Genomic DNA, 18,934 nt, shown 5'->3' with positions numbered 1-18,934 from the left:
GCGCGGCAACGCGTGCAGCTGACGAGTACTAATCGGTCGAGGGCTTATCCTAATGACACGGATGGCCACGGATGTTTCAAACTTTCACCAACGCTTTGTTTCGCATCCAGTTTTCAAGGCGCAAGCCATATATACATTCGAGAACCGTCCTTAGGGGCGGTTTTTGTCGTTCGCGCGGCCATCTCCGACAACCTCGATTCCCCACTTGCTTCCCGTAACTAATCCGCCCGTTTTTTGCGAATACTTCATTTCAGGAACTGCATGAGCCCGACAGAGTTGCAAATAATCTGATAATGCGTATAATGAGGTTATAGTCAAAGAAAGTCAAAGTCAGAAGAAGTAACCGTCGACCGACGAACAAGATGGCGATGACTCCGGAAGGAGATGAGCGATGCGTAACATTTCTGATCTAATCGAACATTACTTAAAGCAAATTTTGCAGGGCAGCTCGGAAGGTTCCGTCGAAATCCAAAGGAGCGAATTGGCCGATAAGTTTTCCTGCGTGCCGTCACAGATCAATTACGTGATCAGCACGCGCTTCACGCTCGAGAAGGGCTACCACGTGGAGAGCAAGCGCGGCGGCGGGGGTTACATCCGCATTCAGCGGGTCGATTTGCCGTCCCTGGAGACGCTCCAGCGGCACGTGGCCCATACGGTCGGCGCGGAGATCGATCAAACTGCCGCGGAAGGGTTAATATACCAATTAGAGGAGGCCGACTTCCTCTCGGAGCGCGAAGCCCGGCTGATCCGCGCGGCGATAACACGCGAGACGTTGGCGCTCGGTCTGCCGCTAAGAGACCAGATTCGCGCCAAGCTGCTTAGGGCGATGCTCGTTACGCTGCTTGCCAAGTAGCTCGTACTTAGGAAAGGAGGCGATGCCATGCAATGCCAGGAGTGCGGCAAGAGACCTTCTACGCTGCATTTTACGAAAATCGTTAACGGGGAGAAGACGGAGCTGCATATTTGCGAATCGTGCGCGAGGGACAAGGGCGAATTGATACCCGGCACGTCAAGCGGATTCTCCATCCATAACCTGATCTCCGGGTTGCTCGACTTCGAATCGGCCGGCGCGAACGCGGCCGCGAAGCAACAAGCGGTCAAATGCGAGACGTGCGGCATGACCTACGCGCAATTCAGCAAAATCGGACGTTTCGGCTGCAGCCATTGCTACAAGCAGTTCGCGGAACGGTTGGATCCGCTACTCAAACGGGTTCACGGCAATACCGTCCATGTCGGAAAAGTGCCGAAGCGAGCGGGCGGCCGTCTCAAGACGAAGCGCGAGATCGATCGGTTGAAGAAGGAGATGCAGGGGCGCATCGAGCGCGAGGACTTCGAATCCGCGGCGCAACTGCGCGACCGCATCCGCGAGCTAGAGAAAGAAATGAGCAGCTGAAAGGCAGGTAAGGCGCAAGTGGCGAATCGTAAATATGTGAATCACGCGCTTAGCGAATGGATGGAAGCCGAAGGCGCGGATACCGACGTCGTGATCAGCAGCCGCGTACGCATCGCCCGCAACTTGCGGGGAATGCCTTTTCCCATGATGGCGACGCCGACGCACGCCTCGTCCGTATCCGAGCAGCTGCTCGGCGTGGCGGAGAGCGGCAGGCTGAACGGTCTCGGACAGCTGGAGCGGATTCGGCTCTCGGAGCTGACCGAGCTCGAGAAGCTGGTCATGGTCGAGAAACATCTGATTAGCCCGAACTTGGCGAATGAATCGCGGGACGGCGCATTAATATTAAGCAATAACGAAGACGTGAGCATTATGATTAACGAAGAAGACCATCTTCGCATTCAATGTTTAAGTCCCGGTTTCCACATCCGGGAGACGTGGGATCGGGCAACGAAGATCGACGACATCTTCGAAGAGCAGGTCGACTACGCGTTCGACGAGAAGCACGGATACTTAACGAGCTGTCCCACGAACGTTGGAACCGGTATCCGGGCTTCCGTGATGATGCACTTGCCGGCGCTCGTCATGACCGGCCAGATTAACCGTATCCTGACTGCCGTCACGCAAGTCGGCTTGGCCGTGCGAGGTCTGTACGGCGAAGGCAGCGAAGCGACAGGAAACCTGTTCCAGGTATCGAATCAGATTACGCTCGGACAATCCGAGCAAGAGATCATCGAGAACTTGCATCAAGTCGCCAAGCAGATGATCGAGCACGAGAGGTCCGCCAGAGGCAAGCTCCTCGCGGAGAACGGTCCCAGGGTAGAGGACCGCGTCCGCCGCTCTTACGGCGTGCTGTCGCAAGCGATCATCATGGATTCGAAGGAAGCGGCGCAGCGGCTGTCGGATCTGCGGCTCGGCGTCCATCTCGGCTTAATGCCGGAACTGAACGACCGCATCCTGAACGAATTGCTCGTCGCGACGCAGCCGGGATTCCTGCAGATGACGTTCGGCGAAGCGATGACTCCGGAGGAGAGAGACCGGTCGCGAGCCCGATTTATTCGTTCGAGACTGGCAACTCATTCATAAATGTTTTATTCTAATTCTATTAGGGAGGTGTTGTCTCATGATGTTCGGAAGATTCACTGAACGCGCGCAGAAGGTGTTAGCATTGGCTCAGGAAGAAGCTGTACGCCTGGGACACAACAATATCGGCACGGAGCATATTCTGCTCGGCCTGATTCGCGAAGGAGAGAGCATCGCCGCGAAGGCGCTCATCGCGCTCGGTCTCGGATTGGAGAAAATCCAGGACGAGGTGGAATCCCTGATCGGTCGCGGACAAGAGCAGCCGACCAACATCGCATACACGCCGCGCGCCAAGAAGGTCATCGAACTGTCGATGGACGAAGCGCGTAAACTAGGACATACGTACGTGGGCACGGAGCATATTCTGCTCGGCCTCATCCGCGAAGGCGAAGGCGTCGCGGCGCGCGTACTGAATAATCTCGGCATCAGCCTGAACAAGGCGCGCCAACAAGTGCTTCAACTGCTAGGCAGCAACGAGAGCGTACAATCGAGTCACGGTCCGTCCGCGAACGTCAGCACGCCGACGCTAGACGGCTTGGCTCGCGACTTGACGGCCAGCGCGCGCGACGGCAACATCGATCCGGTCATCGGCCGCGCGAAGGAGATCGAGCGCGTCATTCAAGTGCTGTCCCGCCGGACGAAGAACAATCCGGTGCTCATCGGCGAGCCGGGCGTCGGCAAGACGGCGATCGCCGAAGGACTCGCGCAGCGCATCATCAATAACGAGATTCCGGAGACGCTGCGCGACAAGCGCGTCATGACGCTCGACATGGGTTCCGTCGTGGCGGGCACGAAGTACCGCGGCGAATTCGAGGACCGCTTGAAGAAGATCATGGACGAAATCCGTCAAGCCGGCAACGTCATCCTGTTCATCGACGAGCTGCATACGCTCATCGGCGCAGGCGGCGCGGAGGGCGCGATCGACGCGTCCAACATCCTGAAGCCCGCGCTCGCCCGCGGCGAGCTGCAATGCATCGGCGCGACGACGCTGGACGAATACCGCAAGTATATCGAGAAGGACGCCGCGCTCGAGCGCCGGTTCCAGCCGATCACGGTCGATCAACCTACGCCTGACGAAGCGATTCAGATCCTTCACGGCTTGCGCGACCGTTACGAAGCGCATCATCGCGTGAAGATTACGGACGACGCCATCGTCGCTGCCGTGAAGCTGTCCGACCGCTACATTACCGACCGGTTCCTGCCGGACAAAGCGATCGACCTCATCGACGAGGCCGGATCCAAGGTGCGCCTGAACTCGTATACGGTACCGCCGAACTTGAAGCAGCTCGAATCGCGTCTCGAGGATATCCGCAAGGAGAAGGACGCCGCGGTGCAAAGCCAGGAGTTCGAGAAGGCGGCGGCGCTTCGCGACACGGAACAGAAAATTCGCGAAGAGCTCGACATGACGAAGAACCAATGGAAAGAGAAGCAAGGACGCACCGATTCCGAGGTGACGCCGGAGGATATCGCTCAAGTCGTCGCCAGCTGGACCGGTATTCCGGTCAGCAAGCTCGCGGAGGAAGAGACCGAGCGACTGCTGAAGATGGAGAGTATTCTGCACGACCGCGTCATCGGCCAAGAAGAAGCGGTCAAGTCGGTCGCCCGCGCTATCCGGCGCGCCCGCGCCGGCCTGAAGGATCCGAAGCGTCCGATGGGCTCGTTCATCTTCCTCGGTCCGACGGGCGTAGGTAAAACGGAGCTGGCCCGCGCCATCGCCGAAGCGATGTTCGGCGACGAGAACGCGGTCATCCGAATCGACATGTCGGAGTACATGGAGAAGCACTCCACGTCCCGTCTCGTCGGAGCGCCTCCGGGATACGTCGGCTACGAGGAAGGCGGCCAGCTCACCGAGAAAGTCCGCCGCAAGCCGTACTCGGTCGTCCTGCTGGACGAAATCGAGAAGGCGCATCCGGAAGTGTTCAACGTGCTGCTGCAAGTGCTCGAGGACGGCCGTCTGACGGACTCGAAAGGCCGTTCCGTCGACTTCCGCAACACGCTGATCATAATGACGTCCAACGTCGGCGCGGAGCAGATCAAGAAGAACTCCACGCTCGGCTTCACGGCTTCCCAAGACGCGGGCCGCGACTACCAGAACATGAAGGACAAAGTGCTCGGAGAGCTGAAGAAGTCGTTCCGTCCGGAGTTCCTGAACCGGATCGACGAATCGATCGTCTTCCACCCGCTCGGCGAAGAGCATATCGCCCAGATCGTGACGCTGATGGCCAACGACCTTCGCAAGCGCCTGGTCGAGCACGACATCAGCTTCGACCTTACCGAAGCCGCGAAGAACTTCCTCGCCAAGGAAGGCTTCGATCCGCAGTACGGCGCCAGACCGCTTCGCCGCGCGATCCAGAAGCATATCGAGGACCGCTTGTCCGAGGATCTGCTCTTGGGCAAGATCAACAAAGGCAACACGCTCGTCATCGACGAGGAGGAAGGCGGCTTAGTCGTCAGACAGAAGGACGAGGTCGCGTCCAATAGCTGAGTTGCGTTAGATAACGACATAAGCAACTAATTATTTAATGCCGCGAACGATAGATTCGCCGCAAGCTTCACCCTTGGGCTTGGCTAGTCATAAGCTAGCGTAAGCGCATTGCGGTAAGAAAGCTCCCCGTGCCGCCGATTTCGGCGATTGGCGCGGGGAGTTTTTGCATGTCCGCATGAAGGGAGAAGAGTGCCCATGTTTCGTAGAAAAGGCGGCAGCGGCTGGAGCGGTCTCATTCACAATCTGCTCGGAGGTATAATTGCCGTCGTATTGCTCATCGTATTCCTGAAGCTGTTCATGGCGCTGGTCTGGATGTCCGGCGGCCTGATCGTACTTGTCTTGCTTGTCTGGCTGGCATGGAAATGGTTCCGTTAAGGTTTCTCTTGCGCCCAGGACATGGTAAACTTCTAGGTATAGAAGGAAGGGGCAGTACCAGTCCATGGCCAAGATCAAGAGCAAGTTCGCTTGCACCGAATGCGGCACCGAATCTCCGAAGTGGCTAGGCAAATGCCCGGGCTGCGGCGCCTGGAACACGATGGTCGAGGAGACGGAGACCGTCGTCAAAGGGCCGGTCGGACGGGGCGGACTTCATCGTACGAAAGAAAAGGCGCGTTCGATCATAGATATAGAAAGCGGGCGCGAACCGCGCGTCCCGACCGGCTTGTCCGAGCTGAACCGTGTGCTCGGCGGCGGACTCGTGCCGGGATCGCTCCTGCTCGTAGGCGGAGACCCTGGCATCGGCAAGTCGACGCTGTTGCTGCAGACGTCGCACGCGCTATCCGCGCAAGGGTTGAAGGTATTGTACGTCTCGGGGGAAGAATCGGTTCGCCAGACGAAGCTGCGCGCCGATCGGCTGGGCGCGCTTAACGATAGGTTATACGTGCTGTGCGAGACGAATCTCGAGGTCATCGAGGAAGCGATTACGGAAGTCGAGCCCGACTTCCTCGTCATCGACTCGATTCAGACCGTCTATCGGCCGGAGATCGCCTCCGCGCCGGGCAGCGTGGCGCAGGTCCGGGAGTGTACCGCGCATTTCATGCGCATCTCCAAGGTGAACGGAGTCGCGACCGTGCTCGTCGGCCACGTGACGAAGGAAGGAGCGATCGCGGGTCCGCGCCTGCTCGAGCATATGGTAGACTGCGTGCTGTATTTCGAGGGCGAACGCCATCATTCCTATCGCATCTTGCGCGCGGTGAAGAACCGCTTCGGTTCGACGAACGAGATCGGCATCTTCGATATGACGGAGGACGGCCTTCGCGAAGTGACGAATCCGTCGGAGCTGTTCCTGTCCGAGAGGCCGCTCGGCGTATCCGGGTCGACCGTCGTGGCGAGCATGGAAGGCACGCGGCCGGTTCTCGTCGAGCTGCAGGCGCTCGTTGCGCCCACGCATTTTCCATCGCCTCGCCGGATGTCGTCGGGACTGGATCATCACCGCATGTCGCTCGTCATCGCGGTGCTGGAGAAGCGAATGGGCATGTTCCTGCAGAACCAGGACGCGTACTTGAACGTCGCGGGGGGAGTCAAGCTCGACGAGCCTGCGGCCGATCTGGCCGCGGCGGTCAGCTTGGCGTCAAGCTTCAAAGACATGCCGACGCGGCCTTACGACGTCGTGTTCGGCGAAGTAGGATTGACGGGCGAAGTGCGGGCGGTATCGAGAGCGGAGCAGCGGGTGAAGGAAGCGCACAAGCTCGGCTTCAAGCGGGTCATCCTGCCGGAAGCGAGCATGAAGGGCTGGCAGCCGCCGGCGGGTATCGAGCTGCGGGGGGTCAAGTCGGTCGCCGAAGCGCTCAAAGCAGCGTTGGAATAGGGGGTATCGCTAACATCATGAAAGATGCCAAAGAGAAAGAGCACAAGGATAAAGAACAGGTGCAGCAAGAGAAGATGGATCAACTGCTGCAGATCGTGGCGCCGGGCACCCCTTTTCGCGCCGGTCTGGAGAACGTGCTGCGCGCCAAGACCGGCGCTCTCATCGTCGTGGGCAACAGCCCGGAGCTGATGGAAGTCGTGGACGGAGGCTTCTCCATTAATTGCGACTTCAGCCCGAACTACTTATACGAGCTCGCGAAGATGGACGGGGCGATTATTCTTAGCGAAGACGCGAGACGGATTCTGTACGCGAATACGCAGCTCATCCCGAGCCATACGATTACCTCGACGGAGACGGGCATTCGCCACCGGACGGCGGAGCGCGTCGCGAAGCAGACGGGCAAGCTGGTCGTCTCGATCTCGCAGCGGCGCAACCTCATTACCTTATATCAGGGCAACTTGCGATATACGCTGAAGGATATGAGCGTTATCCTGACGAAGGCGAACCAGGCGATCCAGACGCTGGAGAAGTACCGCGCGGTGCTTACCCAGGCGCTGACGAATTTGTCCGCATTAGAATACGAAGAATTGGTTACCATGCATGAGGTCGCCCACGTATTCCAGAGGGCCGAAATGGTGCTTCGGATCAAGACCGAGATCAATCGCTACGTGCTCGAGCTCGGCAACGAAGGCCGGCTCATCAGCATGCAGAAGGAAGAGCTGGTCGGCACGGCGGAGGAAGAGGCGTGGCTGCTGCTGAAGGACTACGCGAAGGACGACAGCGACGAGAAGGCGAAGGAGATCCAAGCGGCGGTCCGCAAGCTGTCGTCCGAGGAATTGCTCGATTCGGCGCTGCTTATCCGTCTGCTGGGCTATCCTTCGCTCAGCACGGTGGCGGAAGAAGGGCTCATGCCGCGCGGCTACCGCATGCTGAGCAAAATTCCGAGACTGCCGAGCATCATCATTCACAACCTGGTCGACCGGTTCAACGCGCTGCCGCATATCGTCATGGCTTCGATCGAAGAGCTGGACGAGGTCGACGGCATCGGCGAAGTGCGCGCGCGGACGATCAAGGAAGGTCTGAAACGAATTCAAGAACAGGTGTTTATTGACAGACAGATTTAACGGGACTACAATTGAAGCTGGTCTTTCATCACGATTCGCCAACATTTGATGCGCCCATGCGCGGCGCTTAACCTTCAGTCCCATAGGGCATAGTAAAGTCGAGGTGGCAACCATGATCACGAAATCGATTCCGAATTTGTTCACCATCGGGAACCTGTTCCTGGGCGTGATCGCGATTATAATGGCGTTCAACGACGAACCGAACAGTGCGGCACTGCTGGTGATCATCGCCATGCTACTGGACGGGCTGGACGGTCGGGTCGCGCGCGCGCTTAACGCGCAAAGCGAGTTCGGCAAAGAATTGGATTCCTTATCGGACGTCATCTCCTTCGGGGTCGCGCCCGCGTTCATTATGTATCAAGCCGCGTTCTTGGACGTAAGCCCCGCGATGGCTTGGATCGTAACGGCGATCTTCCCGATCTGCGGCGCCCTTCGCCTTGCGCGTTTCAACGTCATCGACGGTATTCCCGGCTACTTCATCGGCTTGCCGATTCCGGCGGCGGGCGGCGTGCTCGCGACGTTGGCGTTGTTCCACTCGGAACTTCATTACTCGCTGCTCCTGATCAGCACCCTGGCGTTATCGTTCTTGATGGTCAGCAACATGAAGTATCCGAACTTCAAGAAGCTCGGATTGCCGAAGGCGGCCATGTGGTCGATTCCGATCGTCGTCGCCGGCGCCGCGGTGCTCGCGTACTTGTTCCAAGAAGCGATTCCGAAAGTCATCCTCGCGCTGCTGCTCGTCTACGCGCTCTGGGGCCTAAAAAAAAACGTTGAACGGCTATTGCCAAGACGATTGCGTAACAAAAGACGCCACGGTCACGAAGAAGAGGAAGAATCCCAATCCAAGCACAGCGCTTAAACGCGAATACTCCGAAAGCATCGGACAACCCGAATGAGGGTTTCCGGTGCTTTTTTAGCGAATACAAAGACGCCTCCACCCGCGGCGAGCGGAGTCGGAGGCGTCTTTCTACGTATGACGAAGCTATTAAGTTAAATTGAACCATCCTAGCGTCGAGCACTTCTCGGCTTCTTTGTTGACGACATCCTGCAGGTTGATGTCCAGCGCGTTGCATAGCGCGGACATGTAGAACAGGTTCTTGCCCAGCTCGTTCCGGATGGCCTCCTGGCAATGCTCGCACAACTGGCCTTCCATATGGGACTTGGATTGCCGATGCGCTTGGTCGAGCTCCATATCGGCGGAAAAGCCTTGGTTCCTTGCGTTAAGTTCGATGCAGCCGCACTCGGTGATCGACTTGGCTACGGCCCGATTGACGGATGCATTGGATTGGCTGTACTTGGTTACGACATCGAGCAAGCTGCGATGACGGAGCAACAGTTCCGACACCTGACTCTGGAATTGCTGGAGCGTAGGTGCGCTCATCCGTTCCCACCTCGGTTACCTTTAATTTACTTTTCCACCTCTCATTATAGAGCAAGGAGAAGGGAAATTCAAAAGAAGATCGTAAAATGGGCGAACTTTAATGAACGGCCCGGAAGGGCGATTAGCTTTCCGAAAATTGGAACATACTAGTAACGATAATTGCGACCTTTTTACAAGTTAGGAGTGAATCATTAATGATGATGAGAAGAGTCATTCAAATCGCCGGCGTGCTGATCGGGGCCCTGCTCGGGCAACAAATGTCGGCATGGCGGACGAACGGCGGCGCGCAGCTGCTCGATCCGCTCATCGGAGCGAGCTCCGGCTCGGGCAATCTATTCGCGACGGCCGTAGGGGCGTTCGTCGGCCTCATGCTTGCTTCGTCGATCGCGAATCCGCTCGCCCGCGCGGTGCAACGGGGAATCGACCGGCTCTCCGTATTCCCGATGGGAGATCTGCTGTCGGGCTCGGTGGGCTTAACGTTCGGTCTTGCGCTATCGTCCTTCCTGTATCCGTTCGTGACCGATATCCCCCATATCGGAGAAGTGCTGGCCGCGGCGACGGCGCTGACGCTAGGCTACGCCGGCATCCGGGTCGGCATGCGCAAGCGGGAAGAACTCGGCGATCTGCTGCGTTCGCGCAAAGTCGCGGAGACCGGCAAAGACGAGGGCCCTCGCTTCGAGGAACACAAGATACTCGACACGAGCGTAATCATCGACGGACGTATCGCGGACATCTGCAAGACGGGCTTCATCGAAGGAACGTTGGTCATCCCTGAATTCGTGCTCGAGGAGCTGCAGCATATCGCGGACTCGTCCGACTTGCTCAAACGCAACCGCGGCCGCAGGGGCCTCGACATTCTGAACAAAATCCAGAAGGAGCTCGACGTTCGGGTGCTCATCTACGAGGACGTGAACGAAGAACCGGGCGAAGTGGACAGCAAGCTGGTGAAGCTGGCGAAGGCGATGAAGGGCAAAGTCGTCACGAACGACTTCAACCTGAACAAGGTGTGCGAGCTGCAGGGCGTGTCGGTGCTCAACATTAACGATCTCGCGAACGCGGTCAAGCCCGTCGTGCTTCCCGGCGAGGAGATCGTCGTTCAGGTGATCAAGGACGGCAAGGAGCACGGACAAGGCGTCGCGTACTTGGACGACGGCACGATGATCGTGGTGGAAGGCGGCCGGGACTTCATCGGCACGACGATGGAGGTGCTCGTGACGAGCGTGCTCCAGACGTCGGCGGGCCGGATGATCTTCGCGAAGCCGAAGCTATTGGAAAAAGCGCTCTGACAGGGTATGATAGGAAGAATACGGGCGGGACGCGCGTTACGGTCCCGTCTTTCTTACGTTTACATATCGGCCTTGCAGAGGAGAATCGTTCGGATGGATTGGGGAGCGGTCGTCGTCGCCGCGGGTCGGGGAACCCGGATGGGCTCGGCGGATAACAAAATATACTTGCCGTTAGGCGGACGCCCGGTGCTCGCTCATGCGCTAGCGGCGTTCGAGTCGTGCGCGGCGGTCTCTTCCGTCGCGATCGTCGTCGCGCCGGGAGAAGAGTCCCGCATCGAGGCGATCGTACGGGACGGACTCTTCGCGAAGGTGGGCGCGATCGTGCGCGGCGGAGCGGAGCGGCAAGACAGCGTCTATATCGGGCTGTCGGCGCTGCGGACGGAAGGCGTGCTCATCCATGACGCGGCGCGGCCTCTCGTAACGCCCGAGCAGATCGAAGCGTGCTGCCGGTCCGCGGAAGAACACGGCGCCTCGGCGCTCGCCGTACCCGTGAAGGATACGATCAAGGTATCCGACGGAGCGGGTTACATCGTCGCGACGCCGGAGCGCAGCACGCTGTGGGGCGTGCAGACGCCGCAGGCGTTCCGCCGCGAGGAGCTCATGGAAGCGCACCGGCTCGCGCGCGCGGAAGGGGCGGCGGCAACGGACGACGCGATGCTGCTCGAGCGGCTGGGCCGCAAAGTCGCCATCGTGAACGGAGACTATAGCAATCTGAAAATAACGACGCCGGAAGATTTGCCGATCGCGGAGCTGTTGCTCTCCCGGCGGCTTAAGGAGGAGTAACGGACGATGATTCGAGTAGGACAAGGGTTCGACGTGCATCAGCTCGTGGAGGGCAGACCGTGCATTATCGGGGGAGTCGACATTCCTTACGAGAAAGGGCTGCTCGGTCATTCCGACGCGGACGTGCTGCTGCACGCGATTAGCGACGCGGTGCTCGGGGCGCTCGCGCTGGGCGATATCGGCAAGCATTTTCCGGATACGGATCCGGCCTATGAAGGCGCGGACAGCGTCAAGCTGCTCGAGCGCGTATGGGCGCTGGCGATAGAGCGGGGCTATAAGCTCGGCAACGTCGACGCGACGATCATCGCGCAAGCGCCGAAGATGGCGCCGTACATCGGGCGGATGGTCGCGGTCATCGCGAAGGCGCTCGGCGGCCAGGAGTCCGAAGTCAACGTGAAGGCGACGACGTCCGAGAAGCTCGGCTTCACCGGCCGCGGCGAAGGCATCGCGGCCCAAGCGGTCGTCTGTCTGGTGAAGGCTTAACGGGGTTATTTCGATAAGGGGGAATCATCATGTCTACTAAAGTTCGCGTACGTTACGCGCCGAGCCCGACGGGACATCTGCATATCGGCAACGCGCGCACGGCGATATTCAACTACTTGTTCGCTCGCCATCACGGCGGGGAATTCATCATCCGCATCGAAGACACGGACCTGAAGCGCAACATCGCCGGCGGCGAAGAGAGCCAGCTCACTTACTTGAAGTGGCTCGGCGTCGACTGGGACGAGAGCGTCGACAAGGTCGGCGAATACGGCCCTTACCGCCAGACGGAGCGACTCGATCTCTATGCCGCTCATACGGCGAAGCTGCTCGAGAACAAGCAAGCGTACTTGTGCTATTGCAGCGAGGAAGAGCTGGAGCGGGAACGCGAAGAGCAATCCGCGCGCGGCGAGACGCCGAAATACTCCGGACGCTGCCGGGGTCTGACGGATGCCGATCGCGAGAAGTTCGCGGCGGAAGGCCGCGTGCCGAGCGTGCGGTTCACGGTGCCGGCGGGACGGACGTACGCGTGGAACGATACGGTCAAGAACGACATCTCGTTCAGCGGCGACGACTTCGGCGACTTCGTCATCGTCAAGAAGGACGGCATTCCGACTTACAACTACGCGGTCGCGGTCGACGATCACCTGATGGCGATCACGCACGTGCTGCGCGGGGAAGACCATATCACGAATACGCCTCGCCAGTTGATGATCTACGAAGCGTTCGGCTGGACGCCGCCGGAATTCGGCCATATGACGCTTATCGTCAACGACCAGCGCAAGAAGCTGTCCAAGCGCGACGAATCGATCATTCAATTCATCGAGCAATACGACAAGCTCGGCTTCTTACCGGAAGCTTTGTTCAACTTCATTACGCTGCTCGGCTGGTCGCCGGAGGGCGAACAGGAGATCTACGGGCGCGAGGAGCTCGTCGGCATCTTCAACGCGAGCCGGCTGTCCAAGAGCCCTGCCGTGTTCGATACGGCGAAGCTCAACTGGATCAACCAGCATTATGTGAAGCAAGCGTCGCACGAGCAAGTCGTCGCGCTGTGCTTGCCGCATCTGAAGGCGGCGGGGCGGTTAAGCCAAGAGCCGGGCGAGCAAGAGCTGGCTTGGGCGAACGCGCTCGTGAGCCTGTTCCGCGACCATCTGCGCTTCGGCGCCGAGATCGTATCGCTCTCGGATCTGTTCTTCTCGGACTTGCCGGAACTTGACGAGGAAGCGAAGCAGGTGATGGCGGAGCCTACGGTGCCGACCGTTCTTGCGGCGTTCCGCGGACAAGTGGAAGCGGCGGGAGAGGAAGGCTTCTCCGTCGACAACATGAAGGCGCTGATCAAGGCAGTTCAGACCGAGACCGGCGTGAAGGGCAAAGGATTGTTCATGCCGATCCGCATCGCGTTGACCGGACAAATGCACGGACCGGACCTGAACGGCACGATCTGGCTGCTCGGACGGGATCGCGTGTTGAAGCGTCTGGGCTAGTCGACTGGCACGCTCGGTTGCGGCGAATGCGAGGACGCGAACGTCTCTTGTCACCCGTAGGGCGTTGGGATATACTTAGCTTTATATCGAACATGTGCGACGATCAGGAAAGTACGTTTCGCCCCGCGAATGTCCAGAGAAGGCGGCCTAGGCTGGGAGCCGCCCCATTCCGACGAGACCGAATTGCGCCTGGGAGCCGCGCCGCTGATTGGAGAGCCGACGAAGCATCGGGCACCGGTAAGGAACCGTTGCGTTGCGCGTCGCGTTAGCCGGGTAAGCGGCGCCGGGTAGTCCCCGTTACCGACTGAACGAGTTCGCCGACGTCCGGCCGCCGCATCCGCGGCACGTCCGACGTCGGCGCAAGCAGAGTGGGACCGCGTCTAGTACACGTCTCTGCAGCGAAAGCTGCAGGGGCGTTTTTATTTTGCGATCATCCGGTTTAATCATTGACGGCGCGGCAATAGATGGGGGAATGGACATGGGATTCTGGAGCAACGTTAAATCAGATATCGACGCGATACTCGAGAACGACCCGGCGGCGCGAAGCCGGTTCGAGATCATCTTCTCGTACTCGGGCTTGCATGCCATATGGTCGCACCGTGTGGCGCACTTCTTCTACCGGAACAAGTGGTTCACGATCGCGAGGTTCATCTCGCAGATCAACCGGTTCTTCACCGGCATCGAGATCCATCCCGGCGCGAAGATCGGGCGCAAGCTGTTCATCGACCACGGGATGGGCGTCGTCATCGGAGAGACGTGCGAGATCGGCGACGAGGTCGTCATCTACCAGGGCGTAACGCTCGGGGGGACGGGCAAGGAGAAAGGAAAGCGGCATCCGACGATCGGCAACCGCGTCGTCATCGCGTCCGGCGCGAAAGTGCTCGGGTCGTTCACGGTCGGAGACAACGCCAGCATCGGCGCGAACTCGGTCGTGCTGCGTGAAGTGCCGCCGAACAGCACGGTCGTCGGCATACCGGGACGGGTCGTGAAGCGGGACGGACGGCGCGTGGGCGACCGACTCGACCATACGAGCTTGCCCGATCCGGTCATCGAGACGTTCCGCTTCATGCAGAAGGAGATCAACGACTTGAAGCGGGAAGTCGAACGGCTGAAGGGCGAGGGCGGCTGCTCAGACGAAGAGCAGAAGAAGGAAGACGAGAAGGCGGCGCAGGCGGTAGGCGCCGCGTACCTATACGACATTTAATACGCATTTAATACGCTTAAAAGGAGCATGGTTACGTGAACCTCAGGATATACGATAGCATGACGAGAGCGGAAGTGCCGTTCGTCCCCCGGGAAGCGGGCAAAGTGAATATGTACGTGTGCGGACCGACCGTATACGACTACATCCATATCGGCAACGCGCGTCCGGTTATCTTCTTCGACGTCGCCCGCCGGTATTTGGAATCGATCGGGCTTGCGGTCAACTACATCGTGAACTTCACCGACGTCGACGACAAGATGATCCGCAAGGCGAACGAGCTCGGCATTACGGTGCCGGAGCTGGCGGAGAAGTTCATCGCCGCGTTCAAGGAAGACCGCGACGGGCTAGGGGCGAGACCGGCCACGATCCAACCGCGAGTGACGGAGACGATTCCGGAGATCATCGACTTCATCGACGGGCTCGTGAAGAAGGGCGCCGCTTACGAGAACGGCGGCGACGTCTACTTCCGCACGGCGACGTTCCCGGAATACGGCAAGCTGTCGCATAAGAACTTGGACGAACTGCAGTACGGCATCCGGATCGACGTGGACGAGCGCAAGGAAAGCCCGCAGGACTTCGTCTTGTGGAAGGCGGCGAAGCCGGGCGAGATCTTCTGGCCGAGCCCTTGGGGCGACGGCCGTCCGGGCTGGCACATCGAATGCTCCGCGATGGTGCGCAAGTACGCAGGCGATACGCTGGACATTCACGGCGGCGGCCACGATCTTCAGTTCCCGCACCACGAGTGCGAGATCGCGCAATCCGAATCGCTGACCGAAGTGCCGCTGTCCCGCTATTGGATGCACAACGGCTTCGTGAACATCGACAACCAGAAGATGTCCAAGTCGCTGGGCAACGGCATTAGCGTCCGGAACCTGCTGAAGATGGCGAAGAAGGAATCGATCCGTTACTTGATGCTGGCGACGCATTACCGTAGCCCGCTCAACTTCAGCGACGAGATTCTCCGCCAAGCGGACAGAAGCGTCGAACGGCTCGCGAACTGCCGCGACAACGTCGTGCACCGGTTGTCCACCGTCGCGAAAGGCTCTCTCTCTCTCGCGAAGGACGAGGCGCTGCAGGCGCGGCTTGCGGAAGTTCAACGGCAATTCAACGATAGCATGGACGGCGACTTCGGCACGCCGGACGCGATCACGGCATGGTTCGGGCTCGTCGCCGAGGCGAACGCCTACTTGCAGCGCGAGTCGGTAAGCGAAGCGGATCTGCTCGCGATTTTGGCGCGGATCGAAGCGATGGACGACGTACTCGGCTTGCTGCCGGCGCAAGCGGAAGCGGGCTTGCTGGACGAGGAAGTCGACGCGCTGATCGCCGAGCGCGCGGAGGCGCGCGCGAGCCGCAATTGGAAGCGCGCGGACGAAATCCGCGATTTATTGGCGGAGCGGGGCATCGTATTGGAAGACACGCCGCAAGGCATGCGGTGGCGGCGCAAATGACGAAGCCGCGCAACGAAGCCGGCGTGCCTGCCGTCATCGCTCCCGTATTGCCGCCGGACACGCCGGTCAATTTGCTGAATCCCGTCGTGCTCGCCTACATTGGCGACGCCGTATTCGAGATCTATATTAGGCAACGGCTTGTCGCGGGACGCGCTCGCAAACCGCACGAGCTGCACCGGGCGGCGACCCGGTACGTGTCCGCCGCCGCGCAGGCGAAGCTGCTGCAACGTTGGCACCCCTTGCTCTCGGAGGAGGAAGCGGACATCGTGCGGCGCGGCCGCAATACGAAGTCCGGGCAGCCTCCGAAGAACGCGGATCCCGCCGATTACCGGCACGCGACGGCGCTCGAGTGCTTGGTCGGCTACTTGTATTACCGGGGCGAGAAGGACCGGCTGGAGCAGCTGGTGGCGATCGCGTTCGAGGAAGCCGACGGCGCGGCAGCGGCCGTGGCGGATCATTCGACCGATTCGAAGAAAGGAAGTATAGCAGATGAACAATCGTAACGAAGGCGGGAGACAGGCGGGAGGGCGGACTCGTCCTTATTCTCAAGGACCGGGAGCGGACAAGCGGAAGGAAGGCTGGAGCCGTTCGGGCGGCGGCGGAGGCAATAAGCGTAACGCGGAGCCTTCGAAATCCGTCGCTCCGGCGGCGCGGGTCTCTACGGTTCGGGAGCGCGAGGATGAGGGCTATGCGGACGAAGCCGTCGTCGTACGCGGAGGTTCCGACGACGAGGAGATGATCGCCGGCAAGCATCCCGTTCTCGAAGCGATGAAGGCGGGACGGGCGCTGAACAAGATATTCTTGTTCAATCAAGCCCAGAAACACTTGATTCAACCGATCATGGAAGAAGCCAAGGCGCGCGGCATCGTCGTGCAGATGGTCGACAAGCGCAAGCTGGACCAGCTCGCGCCGGATATGCAGCACCAAGGCGTCGTCGCTCAAGCGGCGCCGATCGCGTACGCCGAAGTCGAAGACTTGCTCGCTCTCGCGGCCGAGCGCGGCGAACCGCCGTTCATCGTGCTGCTGGACGAGATCGAGGACCCGCACAATCTCGGCTCGATTCTGCGTACTGCGGATTGCACCGGCGTTCATGGAGTCATCGTGCCGAAGCGCAGAAGCGCGGGCTTGACCGCCGTCGTGGCGAAGACGTCCGCCGGCGCGGTCGAGTACGTCAGAGTCGCGCGCGTATCGAACCTCGTGCAGACGATGGAGAAGCTGAAGGAAGCGGGACTGTGGATCGCCGGAGCGGACGCGGGCGCACCGCAAAGCTTCCACCAGACGAAGCTGACGGGACCGATCGCGATCGTCATCGGGAGCGAAGGCAAGGGCCTGTCCCGGCTCGTACGGGAGAAGTGCGACTTCATTCTGTCGCTTCCGATGTTCGGCAACGTCAACTCCTTGAACGCGTCCGTCGCGGCGGGCGTCATCTTATACGAAGTCGTGCGCCAGCGCCATGCACAAGCGTGAGGACGTCCTGCTCGTCGACGGCTATAACATTATCGGCGCATGGCCGGACCTGGCGGCGCTGAAGCACGAGAAGCTTGAGAACGCGCGCGACCGGCTCCTGGAGATGCTGGCGGATTACCAAGGGTTCTCCGGGGTTAACGTCATCGTCGTCTTCGACGCGTATCACGTCGCGGGCGGAACGGGTTCGGACTTCCGGCACCGGAAGCTTAGGGTCGTCTTCACGCGGGAGCGGGAGACGGCGGACGAATGCATCGAGCGGCTCGTCGGCGAATGGATCTCCGTCCGTCGCGACGTGTACGTCGCGACTTCCGATTCGACCGAGCAGCACGTCGCCTTCGGTAAGGGGGCGCTACGGGTTACGGCGCGCGAATTGAGGCTTGCGGTCGACCAAAGCCGCAGCGACATCCAGACGACGATTCGGAGCGAACCGGCGACGAAGCGCAATCCGCTCGGGGGCGTGTTGAAGGACGACGTATGGCGGCGGCTGGAGCAAATGAGAAGAGGACGCGGTCCGAATTCGGAGGAAGATGGCGATAATTAACAGTTTTTCCACGGTCGATTCGGACCCAATAGCCTCAAATCCATTGACGCTATTGGGTTTATCAAGTATATTGTTAGTAGTTTGGTAGTTTTGGAGGTTCCAGCACGCCAATGCAGACCGGAGGGATGTTCGTGAGCGTCGACTTGGAGAGGCTGGCAACACGTGAATACGACTTCAAGAGCGACGAGGACATCGTGGAAGACGTCCGGTTAGGCGACGGCGAAGCGCTGGAGTTTCTCATTAACAAGTACCGCAATTTCGTCAGGGCGAAGGCGCGATCGTACTTCTTGATCGGGGCGGAACGGGAAGACATCGTGCAGGAAGGCATGATCGGCCTCTACAAGGCGATCCGCGACTTCAAGGGGGACAAGCTTGCTTCCTTCAAGGCGTTCGCCGAGCTGTGCATCACCCGCCAGATCATAACCGCGATCAAGACAGCCACCCGACAGAAGCATATACCTCTGAATTCCTACGTCTCGCTGGATAAGCCGATATACGACGAGGATTCGGACCGCACGCTGCTTGACGTCATCTGCGGATCGCGAGTGTGCGACCCGGAAGAGATGATCATCAACCAGGAAGAATTTTACGGCCTCGAAGACAAGATGTCCGAGATCTTAAGCGATCTGGAGCGCAAGGTGCTCATGCTCTATCTGGACGGACGCTCGTACCAGGAGATCGCCGTCGACCTCGACAGGCACGTGAAGTCGATCGACAACGCCTTGCAGCGCGTCAAGCGCAAGTTGGAGCGTTACCTGGAAGTCCGCGATATCGTAAGCTAATGTTCATGCCCTTATAACGATCACCGAGCAGCGCGATTAGCTGCTTTTTTTATTGCCCTGGCGGCCGTCCGCTTCGAATCTTGCAAGGCAGGGTTAAACGAGGCGAAAAGTTGGAAGAATGGTGCTATGCTCTGCGGCCGAACGTCGAATCCTCCGGCGGGCGCCCGTTCGCGGTAGAGGAAGGACGGC

At 59.6% G+C, this 18,934-nt stretch carries 19 protein-coding genes; 18 read left to right on the top strand and 1 reads right to left on the bottom strand.

Annotation, left to right across the window (positions count from 1 at the left end):
• Positions 1–391 precede the first annotated feature (391 nt).
• From ACFQZG_RS26360 to pssA, 8 genes are all read left to right on the top strand, one after another.
• Complete coding sequence (locus ACFQZG_RS26360; protein ID WP_378157722.1) at positions 392–853, top strand: CtsR family transcriptional regulator; 462 nt, start codon at positions 392–394, stop codon at positions 851–853.
• A gap of 27 nt (positions 854–880) precedes the next feature.
• The gene (gene mcsA / locus ACFQZG_RS26355; protein WP_378157721.1) at positions 881–1,393 is read left to right on the top strand and encodes a protein-arginine kinase activator protein McsA; all 513 of its coding nucleotides are present in this window, start codon (positions 881–883) and stop codon (positions 1,391–1,393) included.
• Positions 1,394–1,411: 18 nt separating this feature from the next.
• Positions 1,412–2,476 (top strand): protein arginine kinase, encoded by a 1,065-nt coding sequence (gene mcsB, locus ACFQZG_RS26350; protein ID WP_378157720.1) that lies wholly within the window; start codon positions 1,412–1,414, stop codon positions 2,474–2,476.
• Positions 2,477–2,513: 37 nt separating this feature from the next.
• Positions 2,514–4,958: an ATP-dependent Clp protease ATP-binding subunit gene (locus tag ACFQZG_RS26345; protein ID WP_378157719.1), complete on the top strand. Its 2,445-nt coding sequence runs from the start codon at positions 2,514–2,516 to the stop codon at positions 4,956–4,958.
• A gap of 195 nt (positions 4,959–5,153) precedes the next feature.
• Positions 5,154–5,333, top strand: a complete 180-nt coding sequence (locus ACFQZG_RS26340; protein ID WP_378157718.1) for a hypothetical protein — start codon at positions 5,154–5,156, stop codon at positions 5,331–5,333.
• 64 nt (positions 5,334–5,397) lie between these two features.
• Positions 5,398–6,765 carry a DNA repair protein RadA gene (gene radA, locus ACFQZG_RS26335; RefSeq protein ID WP_378157717.1) on the top strand — a complete coding sequence of 456 codons (1,368 nt, stop codon included), beginning with the start codon at positions 5,398–5,400 and terminating at the stop codon, positions 6,763–6,765.
• 17 nt (positions 6,766–6,782) lie between these two features.
• Positions 6,783–7,889 carry a DNA integrity scanning diadenylate cyclase DisA gene (disA, locus tag ACFQZG_RS26330; RefSeq protein ID WP_378157716.1) on the top strand — a complete coding sequence of 369 codons (1,107 nt, stop codon included), beginning with the start codon at positions 6,783–6,785 and terminating at the stop codon, positions 7,887–7,889.
• A 112-nt stretch (positions 7,890–8,001) separates the two neighbouring features.
• Positions 8,002–8,748, top strand: coding sequence for a CDP-diacylglycerol--serine O-phosphatidyltransferase (gene pssA / locus ACFQZG_RS26325; RefSeq protein WP_378157715.1), 747 nt, complete (start codon positions 8,002–8,004; stop codon positions 8,746–8,748).
• 126 nt (positions 8,749–8,874) lie between these two features.
• Here the strand turns inward: pssA and ACFQZG_RS26320 are convergent, their stop codons facing one another.
• Complete coding sequence (locus ACFQZG_RS26320; RefSeq protein ID WP_378157714.1) at positions 8,875–9,270, bottom strand: nucleoside triphosphate pyrophosphohydrolase family protein; 396 nt, start codon at positions 9,268–9,270, stop codon at positions 8,875–8,877.
• A gap of 197 nt (positions 9,271–9,467) precedes the next feature.
• Between ACFQZG_RS26320 and ACFQZG_RS26315 the strand changes: the two genes are divergently transcribed.
• From ACFQZG_RS26315 to sigH, 10 genes are all read left to right on the top strand, one after another.
• Positions 9,468–10,556: a PIN/TRAM domain-containing protein gene (locus tag ACFQZG_RS26315; RefSeq protein WP_378157730.1), complete on the top strand. Its 1,089-nt coding sequence runs from the start codon at positions 9,468–9,470 to the stop codon at positions 10,554–10,556.
• Positions 10,557–10,649: 93 nt separating this feature from the next.
• Positions 10,650–11,339 (top strand): 2-C-methyl-D-erythritol 4-phosphate cytidylyltransferase, encoded by a 690-nt coding sequence (gene ispD, locus ACFQZG_RS26310; protein WP_378157713.1) that lies wholly within the window; start codon positions 10,650–10,652, stop codon positions 11,337–11,339.
• A 6-nt stretch (positions 11,340–11,345) separates the two neighbouring features.
• Positions 11,346–11,822, top strand: coding sequence for a 2-C-methyl-D-erythritol 2,4-cyclodiphosphate synthase (gene ispF, locus ACFQZG_RS26305; RefSeq protein ID WP_378157712.1), 477 nt, complete (start codon positions 11,346–11,348; stop codon positions 11,820–11,822).
• A 29-nt stretch (positions 11,823–11,851) separates the two neighbouring features.
• Positions 11,852–13,303 carry a glutamate--tRNA ligase gene (gene gltX, locus ACFQZG_RS26300; RefSeq protein ID WP_378157711.1) on the top strand — a complete coding sequence of 484 codons (1,452 nt, stop codon included), beginning with the start codon at positions 11,852–11,854 and terminating at the stop codon, positions 13,301–13,303.
• A 478-nt stretch (positions 13,304–13,781) separates the two neighbouring features.
• Complete coding sequence (cysE, locus tag ACFQZG_RS26295; RefSeq protein ID WP_378157710.1) at positions 13,782–14,507, top strand: serine O-acetyltransferase; 726 nt, start codon at positions 13,782–13,784, stop codon at positions 14,505–14,507.
• A gap of 35 nt (positions 14,508–14,542) precedes the next feature.
• Complete coding sequence (gene cysS / locus ACFQZG_RS26290) at positions 14,543–15,955, top strand: cysteine--tRNA ligase (protein WP_378157709.1); 1,413 nt, start codon at positions 14,543–14,545, stop codon at positions 15,953–15,955.
• Positions 15,952–16,458, top strand: coding sequence for a Mini-ribonuclease 3 (locus tag ACFQZG_RS26285; RefSeq protein ID WP_378157708.1), 507 nt, complete (start codon positions 15,952–15,954; stop codon positions 16,456–16,458). The genes cysS and ACFQZG_RS26285 overlap by 4 nt, the downstream gene beginning before the upstream one ends.
• 232 nt (positions 16,459–16,690) lie before the next feature.
• Positions 16,691–17,422: a 23S rRNA (guanosine(2251)-2'-O)-methyltransferase RlmB gene (gene rlmB / locus ACFQZG_RS26280; protein WP_378157729.1), complete on the top strand. Its 732-nt coding sequence runs from the start codon at positions 16,691–16,693 to the stop codon at positions 17,420–17,422.
• A complete protein-coding gene (locus tag ACFQZG_RS26275; protein ID WP_378157707.1) occupies positions 17,409–17,963 on the top strand; it encodes an NYN domain-containing protein in 555 nt (184 codons plus the stop codon). Before rlmB ends, ACFQZG_RS26275 begins: the two co-directional genes overlap by 14 nt.
• 125 nt (positions 17,964–18,088) lie before the next feature.
• Positions 18,089–18,745: an RNA polymerase sporulation sigma factor SigH gene (gene sigH, locus ACFQZG_RS26270; protein ID WP_378157728.1), complete on the top strand. Its 657-nt coding sequence runs from the start codon at positions 18,089–18,091 to the stop codon at positions 18,743–18,745.
• Positions 18,746–18,934: the final 189 nt, after the last annotated feature.

Source organism: Cohnella sp. GCM10027633 (assembly GCF_042675445.1).
GTDB lineage: Bacteria > Bacillota > Bacilli > Paenibacillales > Paenibacillaceae > Cohnella.
Note: the sequence above shows the minus strand (reverse complement) of the source record. Positions and strands in the feature narration are given on the sequence as shown.